General features: G+C 50.8%; 13 protein-coding genes and 3 tRNA genes. 8 read left to right on the top strand and 8 right to left on the bottom strand.

The genetic code is table 11. The features are described 5' to 3' along the window. Positions 1-339: 339 nt before the first annotated feature. Positions 340-891: a SecY-interacting protein gene (gene syd, locus EVX52_RS21075; protein WP_129992055.1), complete on the bottom strand. Its 552-nt coding sequence runs from the start codon at positions 889-891 to the stop codon at positions 340-342. 77 nt (positions 892-968) lie between these two features. Here syd and queF point away from each other — a divergent pair, with 77 nt between their 5' ends. From queF to xni, 3 genes are all read left to right on the top strand, one after another. Continuing rightward, positions 969-1,814: an NADPH-dependent 7-cyano-7-deazaguanine reductase QueF gene (queF, locus tag EVX52_RS21070; RefSeq protein ID WP_129954966.1), complete on the top strand. Its 846-nt coding sequence runs from the start codon at positions 969-971 to the stop codon at positions 1,812-1,814. Between the two features lie 169 nt (positions 1,815-1,983). Next, positions 1,984-3,348, top strand: a complete 1,365-nt coding sequence (gene ppnN / locus EVX52_RS21065) for a nucleotide 5'-monophosphate nucleosidase PpnN (RefSeq protein WP_129954965.1) — start codon at positions 1,984-1,986, stop codon at positions 3,346-3,348. A gap of 66 nt (positions 3,349-3,414) precedes the next feature. Beyond that, positions 3,415-4,167: a flap endonuclease Xni gene (gene xni, locus EVX52_RS21060; RefSeq protein WP_129954964.1), complete on the top strand. Its 753-nt coding sequence runs from the start codon at positions 3,415-3,417 to the stop codon at positions 4,165-4,167. Between the two features lie 168 nt (positions 4,168-4,335). Here xni and rlmM read toward each other — a convergent pair whose 3' ends face one another. The 4 genes from rlmM to EVX52_RS21040 all read right to left on the bottom strand — a co-directional run bounded on the left by rlmM (position 4,336) and on the right by EVX52_RS21040 (position 7,549). Then, positions 4,336-5,442, bottom strand: coding sequence for a 23S rRNA (cytidine(2498)-2'-O)-methyltransferase RlmM (gene rlmM / locus EVX52_RS21055; RefSeq protein ID WP_015696079.1), 1,107 nt, complete (start codon positions 5,440-5,442; stop codon positions 4,336-4,338). After that, a complete protein-coding gene (locus EVX52_RS21050; RefSeq protein ID WP_129954963.1) occupies positions 5,435-5,830 on the bottom strand; it encodes a DUF423 domain-containing protein in 396 nt (131 codons plus the stop codon). Before EVX52_RS21050 ends, rlmM begins: the two co-directional genes overlap by 8 nt. Positions 5,831-5,923: 93 nt before the next feature. Further along, complete coding sequence (locus tag EVX52_RS21045; protein ID WP_129954962.1) at positions 5,924-6,844, bottom strand: transcriptional regulator GcvA; 921 nt, start codon at positions 6,842-6,844, stop codon at positions 5,924-5,926. Positions 6,845-7,327: 483 nt separating this feature from the next. After that, on the bottom strand, positions 7,328-7,549 hold the full coding sequence (locus tag EVX52_RS21040; RefSeq protein ID WP_013574177.1) for a YgdI/YgdR family lipoprotein: 222 nt from the start codon (positions 7,547-7,549) through the stop codon (positions 7,328-7,330). A 188-nt stretch (positions 7,550-7,737) separates the two neighbouring features. Between EVX52_RS21040 and csdA the strand changes: the two genes are divergently transcribed. Together csdA and csdE are read left to right on the top strand one after the other, a co-directional pair. Further along, a complete protein-coding gene (gene csdA, locus EVX52_RS21035) occupies positions 7,738-8,943 on the top strand; it encodes a cysteine desulfurase CsdA (protein WP_129992054.1) in 1,206 nt (401 codons plus the stop codon). A gap of 22 nt (positions 8,944-8,965) precedes the next feature. After that, positions 8,966-9,400, top strand: coding sequence for a cysteine desulfurase sulfur acceptor subunit CsdE (gene csdE / locus EVX52_RS21030; protein WP_129992053.1), 435 nt, complete (start codon positions 8,966-8,968; stop codon positions 9,398-9,400). Here the strand turns inward: csdE and tcdA are convergent. Together tcdA and mltA are read right to left on the bottom strand one after the other, a co-directional pair. Beyond that, positions 9,388-10,203 carry a tRNA cyclic N6-threonylcarbamoyladenosine(37) synthase TcdA gene (tcdA, locus tag EVX52_RS21025; protein WP_129954959.1) on the bottom strand — a complete coding sequence of 272 codons (816 nt, stop codon included), beginning with the start codon at positions 10,201-10,203 and terminating at the stop codon, positions 9,388-9,390. The two genes, csdE and tcdA, sit on opposite strands and share 13 nt — an antisense overlap. Before the next feature lie 60 nt (positions 10,204-10,263). Further along, positions 10,264-11,376: a murein transglycosylase A gene (gene mltA, locus EVX52_RS21020; protein WP_129954958.1), complete on the bottom strand. Its 1,113-nt coding sequence runs from the start codon at positions 11,374-11,376 to the stop codon at positions 10,264-10,266. Between the two features lie 220 nt (positions 11,377-11,596). On the opposite strand from mltA, the gene EVX52_RS21015 reads away from it, so the two are divergent. The 3 genes from EVX52_RS21015 (at position 11,597) to EVX52_RS21005 (ending at position 11,961) form a co-directional block, all read left to right on the top strand. Continuing rightward, positions 11,597-11,673, top strand: a tRNA-Met gene (locus EVX52_RS21015). A gap of 62 nt (positions 11,674-11,735) precedes the next feature. After that, positions 11,736-11,812: transfer RNA gene (locus tag EVX52_RS21010), tRNA-Met, on the top strand. A gap of 72 nt (positions 11,813-11,884) precedes the next feature. Beyond that, positions 11,885-11,961: transfer RNA gene (locus tag EVX52_RS21005), tRNA-Met, on the top strand. 101 nt (positions 11,962-12,062) lie between these two features. On the opposite strand, the gene amiC is transcribed toward EVX52_RS21005, so the two are convergent. Further along, positions 12,063-13,313: an N-acetylmuramoyl-L-alanine amidase AmiC gene (amiC, locus tag EVX52_RS21000; protein WP_129954957.1), complete on the bottom strand. Its 1,251-nt coding sequence runs from the start codon at positions 13,311-13,313 to the stop codon at positions 12,063-12,065. Between the last annotated feature and the right edge of the window lie 158 nt (positions 13,314-13,471).

The following is a 13,471-nucleotide window of genomic DNA, read 5'->3' as shown; positions in this document are numbered from 1 at the left end:
ACATCCTGGCATAATCCGATGCCGTCCTGACTCTTCCTGAGCCGTCCCCTTCTTTTATGAATCAGCCATCATCCTGATGTTCTGCTTCATGCTTCCTTAGTGCACAACTAGAATCGTTGATTTCGCGCTTCCGGGCAAGACAGGCTGTAAGCCAAAATCAGGCCAGGTAAGCCATGCCACAAACGATTCTGCGTTTAACTTATTGATTATAAAAATTATAAGTATTTTTATCGCAAACTTACTAAGTCAAATTAACGAGATCTCTTACAGGCTTTGTGAGAGATCTCTCACACGCTTGTGAGCCATTTATGCTCTGCGGGACGGAGTTTCAGATCATGATCAGGCGGGATAAACCGGGGTCAGCATTGTAAGGAATTCTGATAGCGATGGCGAGAGCAGCGTTCGTTTTTTACTGCCGAACTGTTCCAGCACGACATTACCGGTCACATTGCATAACGACACCATATCCAGCTCGGAATCTGTAGTCGCCAGGAAAACTGTTGGCGTCAGTTTCAGCCGCTTTTGGGTAACCAGATGCCCGATCAGATTTTCCTGCAAACGGGTGAAATCTTCCTGGCTCCAGACCTGCAACAGCGTCAGCGGATTTCCCTGCCAGCTGGCGGTCATATCCCCTGCATACTGCGTTGTGTAAAACTCATGAGCCTCAGAACGCAGTTGTAACTCCAGCGCCCGCTCCACATTTTGCAACGTCGCGTCAGGTGTAAATGTCTGCGTCAGCCAGAAAACTTTTTCATCTTCGGTTTTGATCACGCACGGCGAATCAACACCAAAAAGGGCTTCGCTGGCGGGTGGCATGCCGGTTTCCTCCTGCCAGAGTTCGACATAACGCTGAGTAAATCCTCGCAATGCTACAGAAACTTCAGACTCCATAATTCTCTCATCTTCCGGTAAGGCTGGGGTAAACTAGGGGATTATTTTCTATTGTACCTATTTCGTAAGGTGACAGCATGCCCTCATATCAGGATAACCCCGCACTGGCGCAACTGACGCTGGGCAAAAGCACGGCTTATGTCGATCAGTACGACGCCTCTTTATTGCAGGCTGTTCCGCGCAGCATGAACCGGGAGCCGCTGGGCCTCTATCCGGATAACTTACCCTTTCATGGCGCAGATATCTGGACGCTATATGAATTGTCCTGGCTGAATGCCAAAGGCCTGCCGCAGGTTGCCGTGGGTGAAATCAGTCTGAATGCCAACAGTCAGAATCTGATCGAATCCAAAAGTTTCAAACTCTATCTGAACAGTTTCAATCAGACCGTTTTCCCTGACTGGCAGGCGGTGCAGGAAACACTGACTCGTGATTTAAGTGCCTGCGCGCAAGGCGAAGCCACGGTAACCGTCAGCCGCCTGTCTGAGATTGAAGGTTCACCTGTCGGACATTTTGACGGTGTTTGCATTGATGAACAGGACATTGAAATCGACAGCTATGAGTTCAGCACCGATTATCTGGCCGGTGCCAAAGGCGACGAGATGGTTGAGGAATCGCTGGTCAGCCATTTGCTGAAATCCAACTGTCTGATCACCCATCAGCCTGACTGGGGTTCCGTTCAGATCCACTATCGTGGCCCGAAAATTGATCGTGAAGCACTACTGCGTTACCTGGTTTCTTTCCGCCATCATAACGAATTTCACGAACAGTGCGTTGAACGCATCTTCAATGATCTGCTGCGTTTCTGCCAGCCGGAAAAGCTCGCCGTTTATGCGCGCTATACACGCCGCGGCGGTCTGGACATCAATCCATGGAGATCCAACTTCCCGTTTGAACCTGCAACGGCAAGACTTGTCAGACAATAATGCGAGACGTTGCTCAAGAACTGAGCTAACGCTCTGTCAGCATTGGTAAAAGCCTGATGGCGGGGTTACTGTTAAATCGCATACGGCGCAAAAAACATGATCCGAAAATCATGCGTCGCAATCAGGTAGCAGAAAGAATCACTGCACCCGTTGGTGTCAAGGAGCAACTTTGATTACACATATCAGCCCGTTAGGCTCAATGGATTTGTTGTCACAGCTGGAAGTTGACATGCTCAAACGTACAGCGAGCAGCGACCTCTACCGTCTTTTCAGAAATTGTTCACTGGCCGTGCTTAACAGCGGCAGCCAGACTGACAGCAGTAAAGAACTTCTCGACCGTTACGAAAGCTTTGATATCAATGTGCTGCGCAGAGAGCGTGGCGTAAAACTCGAACTGGTAAACCCGCCGGAAGACGCTTTTGTTGATGGCAGGATTATCCGCTCACTCCAGGCCAATCTGTTTGCGGTCCTGCGGGATATCCTGTTCGTGAGCGGGCAAATCGACAATGCCGGTCGTTTTCAGAACCTGAATACTGAAAATTCAGCGCACCTGACCAACCTGGTGTTCTCTATCTTACGCAACGCCCGCGCCCTGCATCTGGATGAAGATCCGAACATGGTGGTGTGCTGGGGCGGACACTCAATCAATGAAATTGAATATCAGTATGCCCGCAACGTCGGCAGTCAGTTGGGTTTGCGCGAACTGAATATTTGTACCGGCTGTGGTCCGGGCGCAATGGAAGCACCGATGAAAGGTGCTGCCGTCGGCCATGCTCAACAACGCTACAAAGCGGGCCGTTTTATTGGCATGACAGAGCCGTCGATTATTGCCGCTGAGCCACCCAACCCCCTGGTCAACGAACTGATCATCATGCCGGATATCGAAAAACGGCTTGAGGCGTTCGTCCGTATTGCCCACGGGATCATTATCTTCCCGGGCGGTGTAGGTACCGCTGAGGAATTGCTGTATCTGCTGGGTATTCTGATGGATCCGGAAAATAGCGATCAGGTTTTACCGCTGATCCTCACCGGTCCGAAAGAAAGCGCCGATTACTTCCACGTTCTCGATGCCTTCATTAAAGAAACGCTGGGTGAAGAAGCCTGTAAGTTCTACACCATCATCATCGACGATCCGACAGAAGTCGCCCGCCAGATGAAACGCGCCATGCCGCTGGTGAAAGAAAACCGTCGTAACAGCGGTGATGCCTACAGTTTCAACTGGTCGATTCGCATTGCGCCCGATTTGCAGCATCCGTTCGAGCCAAACCATGAAAACATGGCGAACCTGAATCTTTATCCGAACCAGCCACCGCAGGAACTGGCCGCTGCACTGCGCCGCGCCTTCTCCGGTATTGTGGCGGGTAACGTGAAAGAATTTGGAATTCAGGCTATCGAAAAACACGGCCGCTTCAAGCTGCACGGCGATCCGGCATTAATGAAAAAAATGGACAGCCTGCTGCAAGGTTTCGTCGCACAGCACCGCATGAAATTGCCGGGCAGCGCCTATATTCCTTGCTATGAGATTTGTGCCTGATTTACCGGCCACACTTCGAAAGCAGATCTAAGGGCGACGTGAGTCGCCTTTATTATGGAGATTATCATGGCTATACATCTGCTGATTATCGATGCCCTGAACCTGATCCGCCGTATTCATGCGGTTCAGGGGTCGCCTTGTCTGATGACATGCCAGAACGCCATCGGCCAGCTGATTCAGCATACACAGCCCACACATGCCGTGGCCGTATTTGACGAAGATGACCGGGCAGACAGCTGGCGTCATCAGTGTCTGCCAGACTACAAAGCCGGGCGCTCACCGATGCCCGATAACCTGTTTGCGGAAATGCCCAGTCTGAAGGCCGGTTTTGAAGCGCAGGGGATCGCCTGCTGGCATTCTGCGGGTAATGAAGCGGACGATCTGGCGGCAACGCTTGCAGTCAAAGTGTCATCCGGTGGCCATCAGGTCACCATCGTTTCAACTGATAAAGGCTATTGCCAGCTGCTGGCACCGAATATTCAGATCCGCGATTACTTTCAGAAACGCTGGCTGGATATGCCTTTTGTGCAGGATACATTTGGCGTATTGCCTCAGCAACTCACCGATTACTGGGGTCTCGCCGGGATCAGCAGCAGTAAAATTCCGGGTGTACCGGGAATTGGTCCGAAAACAGCGGTGACATTACTGAAACAGACCGGTTCGCTGGACGAGATTTACGACAATCTGGAGGGTGTGCCGGAAAAATGGCGTAACAAGCTTGAAGAGCATCGTGAACTGGCATATGCCTGCAAACGGGTTTCGACGCTGCAAACCGACGTCGTCCTGGACGGCAACTTACAGCAACTGCGCCTGCCATAAAATGGGGGTAAAAGGCGCTTCTTATTAAGAAACGCCATAACCAGATACTCAAAATAATTCGAGTTGCAGGAAGGCAGCAAGTAAGTGAATCCCGATGAGCTTACATGAGTAAGTGATTCGGGTGAGCACATGCAGCCAACGCATCAGCAACTCGAAGTATGACGAGTATCAGCGATCACGCTCGTCGCGGCGCCCGCCAATAGCCGACCAGAAACGGCGGATATGTACGGTGACTTCTTCACGATCGTGATAAAGCTGTTTCGCAAAGATCTCGGCATTCACGCCATTTTCTTTCAGACGTTCGTCGATGCGCTCAAGAATGTTAGAGACTTCTTCGTAGCGCTTTTTCATCGGCAACTTAAGATTGAAAATTGCCTCACGACACCAGCCATTGACCAGCCAGTCACACATGAGTGCAGCCACTTTCGCCGGTTTTTCGACCATGTCACACACCAGCCAGTAATTCTTGGTACTGGTGGATTTATAACGAAAGCCGTCTTCACGCAGATGAATAACCTGACCGGTTTCCATCAGGCTTGGCGCCATCGGACCGTTGTCGACTGCCGTGACCATCATGCTGCGTTGTGTCAGCTGATAGGTCCACCCGCCCGGACAAGCCCCTAAATCGACCGCGTACATGCCACTTGCCAGCCGTTCATCCCACTCATCAGCCGGAATAAAGACATGGAAAGCCTCTTCAAGTTTCAGCGTCGAGCGGCTTGGCGCTTCGGAAGGGAACTTAAGGCGCGGGATACCCATATAAAACGGTGAATTGTTATTGCTGTAGGAATACCCCACATAACAGCACCCCGGCGCGATAAAGAACACATGCACGACCGGACGCAGCGCATTTTCTTTTTTGCCCAGAACCTTGCATTCGCGCATCGCAGAACGCAGCGGCACCGTCAGTTTGCGACAGAACTTGGTCAGCTCTTTACTTTCATTAGTATCCGGCACTTCAACGCGAAGTTCCCCCCCGTTGGTGATCACGTTCTGGACCATCCCGACGATCGGAGAAACACGATCTTCCGGCGGTAAATCTTTGAGTAATTCACCTACCACAATTAACTGACGGGCAAAAATCAGCTCACGGAAAGGCAGTTCTTTAGCGATGCGGTCAGCATCATCAGGCTGATAACATTCAAATAATACATAACCGCTGTTTTCTTTGACGCGGGCAAAACCGAAGATTTCCATCTTTGCGGCTTTATCGGTAATTTCTGCTGCGCATTCTTTTTCAAAACCCTGACGGCAGTAGAGAGCAACTTTATTCATGGCGTTCGGCCTTTTTCTTCAGGCGCAATGCGCCGATCAACAACAAAATCCAACCGACCAGAAACATGGTACCGCCAATCGGAGTTACAAAAACGAATAAACGGAGGTGTGACAGCGCAAGGCAATAAAGGCTGCCGCTGAATAAAACGGTTCCCAGCGCTAAAAAGGCGCTGCTCCAGTAGAACCACACATTGCGCTGGCGTTGCATCGCAACACCCAGAATCATTATCGCAAGCGTATGTATACTTTGATAAGTTAAGCCGGTATGGATCCACGTCATTTCGGCTTCGCCAAGCGACTGGCTCAATACGTGTGCGCCAAAAGCACCGAAAGCGACGTAAATAAAACCGCTGATCGCGGCGAAAATCAACATTGCACGACTGGTCATTATGCGATACCCGTTATCGTTATTTGCCGATGAAAATCCTGATTAACCCATCTCATCAGCAGACTCACGGTTTCTATCCCCGGCGATCAGGCCTCATGCCTGATCGAAACGAAAGCGCAGTTTTTCCTGCTCGCTGGCTGCACGCGCGAGGATCCACTGACGAAAGGCGGCTATTTTACCCAGTTCTGCCTGACTGTCATGACAAACCAGATAAAAAGCATTTTTACTGATTAAAACTTCACTGAACGGACACACCAGACGTCCGGCCTCAATTTCGGTCTGCGCCATAACATTATTGACCAACGCAATACCCTGACCGTGGACGGCAGCCTGAACCACCATCGCACTGTGGCTGAAGATAGGTCCCTGCTGCACGTTCACGTGTTGTAACCCAAGCTGTTTGGTGTACGCCAGCCAGTCGCGACGGGAAGCATCGTGCAGCAAGGTATGATGGCTTAAATCGGCGGGCTCCTTCAGCGGATTATCCCCCATCAGCAATGAAGGAGAGCAGACCGGCAGTAAATATTCCGCATACAATCGCTCTGCCCGCAGCCCCGGCCAGTTACCCCGGCCGTGGAATATGGCGACGTCAACATCGTCGGCCAATTTATCTTCTTCACGGTCCACAGCCTGGATACGCACATCAATGCCCGGATAAGCTGAGTTAAAGCCAGACAACCGTGGCACCAGCCATTGAATCGCAAAACTTGGCGGCAAACTGACGGTCAGCGCGCCTTTGGCACTGCGTGCCTGAAGTTTACGCGTGGCTTCATTGAGAGCAGAAAATATCTCTTTAATATCCAGATAATAACTCTGCCCTTCTTCGCTCAGTAACAAAGAGCGATTGCGTCGGCGAAACAGCTTTAGCCCTAAAAAGTCCTCAAGTGACTTAATCTGGTGGCTAACCGCGGCTTGCGTGACAAATAATTCCTCAGCAGCCTTAGTAAAACTAAGGTGGCGCGCTGCGGCATCAAATACCCGCAAAGAGTTCAGAGGCGGTAAACGTTTTGACATAGAATGGATACTTCTTATTCGCCGGTTAGCGGGACGCCTGTCCGTAGGTTTTGGTATTAGTTTTTTTAATCCGAGACATTATAATTTGTCCGTTGAGGATGTACAGGCAAAAACCTATAGTGGCGCCACTTCCTGAGCCGGAACGAAAAGTAAATTGGTATGAGGATGCTGAGATACTTTTGGCTTGTGGTTGTGATGTTGTGTTTGCAATTGTCTGGCAATCCAGACGCGTAGCGTAAAGGCTACTCACTTTTCACTTCCTGTACATTACCCTGTCTGTCCAAAGTGATTTTTTAGCACCGCAATTTGCGGTGCTTTTTTTTGCCCTTTTTACTGCAAAAGAGCCGCAAAGAAAGCACAATGCGGTACAAAGGCGAGCGCATAATGTGACAAAACCGGCCTCATCGCAAGAGGGGCCGGTTTTGTCATAAAGCAACGTGTGAGGTTACCTGAGCGACTGGTTCAAGGTATTCACGTCAGGGATCAATTCCCTTCTGCCATTTCTTTGATTTCAGATTTATTGATCTGCTGCTTGTTGCCATACGCATCGGTATAACTGATCATACCGGTATCACTGTCCGTGCTAGGTTTGCCTTCAGCAACAATGGTACGGCCATCATTGGTATGCATCACATAGTTGCTCGAACAGGCGGCAAGTGTTGTCGTCAGCAGTGCAGCTGAAATTACGGCGGCGATCTTCTTCATCATAGACTCCTTGCAGATTAATATGCTTCAAATTCCTGGTAGGACTCCAGGCTAATGCTTCTAGTCTTCGTAATTCAGCATAACAAACCTCTGATAAATTTCCAGGTAACCATTCCTAAAATGAATAAGCGGCGGCTATTACAGATAAAACTGTATTCTTTCACTCAGGCCGAAGGATCTGATTTCGTATGACTGATTTTAACCCCCGGGATTTTCGTCAACAGTTTCCTGCGCTGTCTCAGGGACAATGTTATCTAGACAGCGCTGCCACGGCGCTGAAGCCACAGGCGGTGATCGAGGCCACCCTGAATTTCTACTCGCAGGAAGGAGCCACCGTTCACCGTAGTCAGCATCATGCGGCACAAACCCTCACAGATCACTACGAGCAGGCCAGAATGCTGGTGGCGCAGTGGATTAACGCCCCACTTCCTGAAAATATCGTCTGGACGCGGGGAACCACAGAGTCCGTCAATATGGTCGCGCAAGGCTGGCTGCGCCCGCGTTTACAGCCCGGCGACGAAATTATTGTCAGTCAGGCTGAACATCACGCCAACCTTATTCCGTGGCTGATGGTAGCTGAGCAGTGTCAGGCGCAGGTGATTACGTTGCCGGTGGATGAACACGGTATTGCGGATATCACCGCCCTCTCTGCCCTGCTGAACAATAAATCCCGCCTGCTGGCACTGACGCAAATGTCCAATGTCACCGGTGGCATGCCCGATATAGCCCGCGCCATTGCGCTGGCACACGCTAACGGCACCGTCGTTCTGATCGATGGCGCGCAAGGCGTTGTCCATTGCCCGCCAGACGTACAACAACTCGATATCGACTTTTACGCCTTCTCCGGCCATAAGCTGTACGGGCCGACAGGCATCGGTGTGTTATATGGCAAAACTGAATTACTCGAGAATATGGCCCCCTGGCAAGGCGGCGGCAAAATGCTGACTCAGGCCTCCATGACCGGTTTTACCCCGCAGGCTGTTCCTCACCGCTTCGAAGCGGGTACGCCCAACATTGCCGGTGTAATCGGCATGTCAGCAGCCCTGAAATGGTTAACAACCGTTGATCTGCACGCCGCGGAGAAATATACGCAAAATCTGGCGAATCTGGCTGAAGAACAACTTAAACAGATTGACGGTTTCCGCAGCTTCCGCTGTCAAAATTCATCCGTTCTGGCATTCGATATCGCCGGTGTGCATCACAGCGATCTGGTGGCATTGCTGGCTGAACAGGCCATTGCCGTGCGCGCCGGACAGCATTGCGCCCAGCCATTGATGGACGCTCTGGGCATCAGCGGAACATTACGGGCCTCATTTGCGCCGTATAATAATGAACAGGACGTTATGCGGCTGGTCAGCGCGGTAGAATATGCCCTCGACCTGTTAGCCGGTTAATTCATTTTTTTTGAGGAATACCATGTTAGCGCCACATCCTTTTGGCCATGAGATCACCGAAAACTCCCTGACCGAAAAATTCGCGTCATTCCGCCAGTGGGAAGATCGTTACCGCCAGTTAATTTTGCTGGCGAAATCTTTACCGCCGCTGGATATATCGCTGAAAACGCGCGAAAATGAGCTGAGTGGTTGCGAAAACCGTGTCTGGCTGGGCGCAGAAAAAAAGGAGAATGGAACGATGCATTTCTATGGCGACAGCGAAGGGCGGATCGTTAAAGGTCTGCTGGCAGTGCTGCTGACTGCCGTGGAAGGTAAAACGCCGGCAGAGATTCTGATGCGGGATCCACTGATGCTATTTGATGTATTGGGGTTGCGTGAGCAACTCAGTACCAGCCGTTCCAGCGGACTTAATGCGCTGGCAGAAGGCGTAATTACCCTCGCCCGTCAGGCTGCCTGAGCCTGACGCTGTGCTTTAGCCATCATTTTCTTCAGTACGTGGGATACCGCGACAAAACCAAACGTCGCGGTCACCATCGTCGCAGCACCGAAACCAGACGCGCAATCCATGCGTTTAACGCCTTCTGCGCTTGCCTTTGCAGCACATACTGTGCCATCAGCCTGCGGGTACATCAGCGGTTCGCTGGAAAATACACAGTCGATCCCAAGCTTACCTTTGCTGTTCTTCACCACGTTGAAATCATTTTTCAGACGTTCACGCAGTTTTGCCGCCAGCGGATCCTGAATTGTTTTCGCCAGATCCACCACGGAAATTTGGGTCGGATCAATTTGTCCGCCCGCCCCGCCTGTGGTCACCACCGGGATCTTAAAACGACGGCAATAGGCCAGCAGCGCAGCTTTAGGCCGGACGCTGTCAATAGCATCAATCACATAGCTAAAACCCTGATCAAGCATCTCAGCCACGTTATCGGGCGTAATAAAATCATCGATACAGGTGACTTTGCATTCCGGATTAATCGCCAGAATACGCTGTGCCATGATTTCCGTTTTTGCCTGCCCGACATTTTCACGCAACGCATGGATTTGACGGTTGGTATTGGTCACGCAAACATCATCCATATCAATCAAGGTGATCGCGCCAATGCCGGTGCGGGCCAGCGCTTCCGCCGCCCAGGAACCCACTCCGCCAATACCGATCACACAGACATGCGCCTGCGAGAACAACTCCAGCGATTGCTGACCATAAAGCCGGGCAGTTCCGCCAAAACGTTGCTGATAAGCGTCGGAGTAAGTAGCTGTCATGAAAAAATAAACCTCAGTACGTTCGTAAACTTTGTTGTTTGAAATATTAACGGGTGAAAACTAGTTGGACGGCGCGTATGCCGTAAACAGCGGCTTGCCGTTCTGCGCTGATTTTAACACCCAGACGCGACCATAGTGATTATAAAATCCGGCTGAATGCCCGGCATCAGGGCCAATTCCCTGATACATATCGAAATGTTGTCCTTTAATCGCACCACCGACATCCAGTGCCACCATCAGACGCATATGATATTTACCGGTGAACTTGCCTTTATCGTTAAGCTCAGGCACTTCCGCCAGTAATGTTGTTCCTGCCGGGATCAGTGAACGGTCAGAAGCCACAGAGGCTTTGGCAATCAGCGGCACACCGCTGGCACCACGAACCGGAGCAAAAGGCTCTGGTTTGAAGAAAACGAATGACGGATTCTGCTCCAGCAATTCACGCACTTGTGCCGGTGTGTGGGTGTCCGCCCACTGGCGGATCGCCTGCATCGACATATTTTCGCGCGCCACTTCCCCACGATCAATCAACACTTTGCCGATGCTGCGGTAGGCATGGCCGTTTTTACCGGCATATCCGAAGAACATGAACGGGCGCCCGTCGCCGTAATCGACATAACCGCTGCCCTGCACTTCCATCATAAAGTTATCCATCAGGGAATTAGTCCAGGCAACCACGTAGTTATCGCTCAGTGCACCGGAATAAATTGAGGCGCGATCAGGCAGACGGCCGCGTTTTGGCGGCATACGATAAAGCGGATACTGGAATTCACCCTGACGGGTGTAGCGCGCCTGCACCACCGGCGTGTAATAGCCGGTCAGTTGCACATTACCAAAATTGTCAGCACCTTCCATCTGATACGCGCTGATGCCGTACTGGCTAAGGTTGCGGGTATCAGCCCCGGAGCGCAGCCATTGTTCGACAGCCTGGAATGTTGTGTTATTACGACCATATAAAGAAGAAGAGGCAATTTGTACCGCGGCGACCTGATTAGAGTAATCCAGCGCATTCACTGGTTTGCCTGTGGCATTCGGCTCATTCACATATTCGAGTGCATTATCCAGACGGCCATCTTTGTACTGCTGGCCCCGGTCAGTAGGTCGCGAAGAACAACCCGCCAGCACCGCTAACACCAAACCACCCAGCAGATATTTACTCCAACGTCCTTTCATTATTGCCGCGCTCTCTTACTTTCAGGAAAATGACTGGCGAAACGATAACAAACGCCCTATCAGAAAGGAATTGCCACAGCCGAAAAAAGTGTACTGAGCCAAATTGAACATCAAACGGCAATTTTGTGGATAAAAAGCCAGCAACTAAGTGCTTTATTTGAATAAATTCAAAAAAGGGTTGCACGAAATCTCATGGGGAGTATAGTTCGCCTCCATCGGACGCGGGGTGGAGCAGCCTGGTAGCTCGTCGGGCTCATAACCCGAAGGTCGTCGGTTCAAATCCGGCCCCCGCAACCAATTCGATTTCGATGCATAAAATGCTCAGTTGAATTGTACGATGAATTAAAGCAGTATACGGACGCGGGGTGGAGCAGCCTGGTAGCTCGTCGGGCTCATAACCCGAAGGTCGTCGGTTCAAATCCGGCCCCCGCAACCAATTCGAGACCGATGCATGAAGATGCTCAGTTCGGATAATGTGATGAAGTAAAGCTGTAAGAGTAGTGACGGACGCGGGGTGGAGCAGCCTGGTAGCTCGTCGGGCTCATAACCCGAAGGTCGTCGGTTCAAATCCGGCCCCCGCAACCAACTACTAAAAATCGGTTACAAACATCAGGCACCCTAACGGGTGTTTTTTTGTCTCTGAATTCCGCCAAGCGGCGGGAATAAACACCTCGCAGCCTCTCTGGTTATCCCCTCGCCAACATCCCACCTTCTGCAAAATATGCTTTGATCCCGGCCAGAATAGACTCTGCCACCTGCTGCTGAAAATGTGCAGTCCGCAATTTCTTCTCTTCACTGATGTTACTGATAAACGCCGTTTCCACCAGAATTGACGGGATATCCGGCGCTTTTAATACCGCGAACCCGGCCTGATCCACTTTATTTTTATGCAGATGATTAATCCTGCCCATACGCGTCAGCACTTCTTTGCCAAATTTCAGGCTATCGCTGATGGTTGCTGTCTGAACCAGATCAAACATCGTGTGATCCAGATAGCGGTCACCGCTTTTACTGACGCCGCCTATCAGGTCAGATTCATTCTGTGTTTGTGCGAGAAAACGTGCTGCGGAACTGGTTGCCCCTTTGGTCGACAGAGCGAAAACCGACGAGCCTTTTGCTGCACGGCTGGTAAATGCATCTGCGTGAATAGAGATAAAAAGGTCTGCCCGCAGTTTTCGTGCCTTTGCCACGCGGACTTTAAGCGGAATAAACACATCTTCATTGCGGGTCATATGCGCTTTCATATTGGGTTCACGCATAATCAGCTTCTGTAATCTGCGGCCGATCTGCAATACAACATCTTTCTCACGGGTCTTATATTTGCCAATCGCCCCCGGATCTTCACCGCCATGACCAGGATCAAGCATGATCACCAACGGCCGGCTTCGCCCCGCCTGACCATCTTTTGCCTTTTCCGGAGGTAGCGTTCTCGCCACATCTCCGCGGTTGTAATCTTCCAGTAACGCCAGCAGCGGATCGTCCTGAGCACTGATTTCACCCTCTTGCGGATAAAGATCGAGCACCAGCCGGTTATGGAATTCAGCGACCGGTTTCAGCGTGAAGACATGTGGATTGATTACATGCTTGAGCTCAAACACCAGGCGGACCGTTTTGGTATCAAACTGCCCCACCCGCGCCTGTCTGATATAAGGATCACTTTGCTGGACTTTTTCGCCCAACCCTTTTAACACACTGTTGAGATGCACATCTTCGATATCCACCACAACGCGCGGCGGATCGCTGAGCAGAAACTGCTTATATTTTAAGGGAGTGCTGGATTCAAGCGTAATTCGGGTATAAGTAGACGAGGGCCAGATACGTACAGCAATGACCTGTGAGCTGGCAGCAAAACCCACTTTACTCACGCTCAGTATCCAGGAAGCAGCTACGGTTTGCAGGAGGCGTCGTCTTCCGGGATTGTGGGTATCGTCAGTCATGCAGTCTCAAAAAGTGTCCAAAAGTAAAAAATAGCTGATAAAAAACTCATTTTACGAATTCTAACGAATCATATCCTGCATGTCATTCCTAAACATTTATTCGATTTATCAATTTGTTGTATGTTTGTGATGGGTGTTAAAACAAAAACAGAGATTTC

The organism is Rahnella sp. CFA14(1/10) (assembly GCF_004195095.1).
Taxonomy (GTDB): Bacteria; Pseudomonadota; Gammaproteobacteria; order Enterobacterales; family Enterobacteriaceae; genus Rahnella; species Rahnella perminowiae.
The sequence above is the reverse complement of the archived record's forward strand: the minus strand, read 5'-3'. Positions and strand labels throughout refer to the sequence as shown.